This is a genomic window from Maribacter sp. 2-571 (assembly GCF_050589625.1).
In the GTDB taxonomy this organism is placed as follows: domain Bacteria; phylum Bacteroidota; class Bacteroidia; order Flavobacteriales; family Flavobacteriaceae; genus Pelagihabitans.
The window spans coordinates 1-553 of the sequence record NZ_JBNGOP010000098.1 but is presented as its reverse complement, the minus strand read 5'-3'; the positions used below and the strand labels follow the sequence as shown (position 1 = coordinate 553).

Here is a 553-nt window from a genome sequence, read left to right as displayed (position 1 = left end):
GATCTGGAGCGGTCCTTTTACAATGGCGATGCAGTGGAAGGTCTTACTGTGTCCATTGGTGGGCAGGACCTAAGCTATGTGATCTATACCTCTGGAAGTACCGGAGTTCCCAAAGGAGCGATGATAGAGCATGACGGAATGCTCAACCATCTATTGGTGATGATCGATGAATTTCGGATGGACTCGGATACCAGGCTCGGATTTACGGCGCCATTTACCTTCGATATCTCGGTCTGGCAAATGCTTGCCCCATTATTATGTGGTGGCAAAGTTTCCGTGTATGGTAAAGCGCTTATCCAAGATGCCAGGCTCTTTTTGGATACTATCGATGCGGACGATATCAATCTGTTACAATTGGTTCCTTCGTATCTATCGGTATTATTGGATTTTCCTTCGGCCAAAGGGCTTGGTTGCCTGCACTATTTATTGGTAACGGGAGAGGCGGTGCATAAGCCGTTGCTATCGAAGTGGTTCGAGAAGTATCCCGATATACAAGTGTCCAATGCCTATGGTCCCACGGAAGCGGCCGATGATGTAAGTTTTTATACCATGG

Annotated in this window: 1 protein-coding gene; it reads left to right on the top strand. The window is 47.4% G+C overall.

Features of this window, described 5'->3' with window-relative positions:
- On the top strand, positions 1-553 hold a 553-nt coding region (locus ACRD7P_RS21050), incomplete at both ends, for an AMP-binding protein (protein ID WP_430909782.1).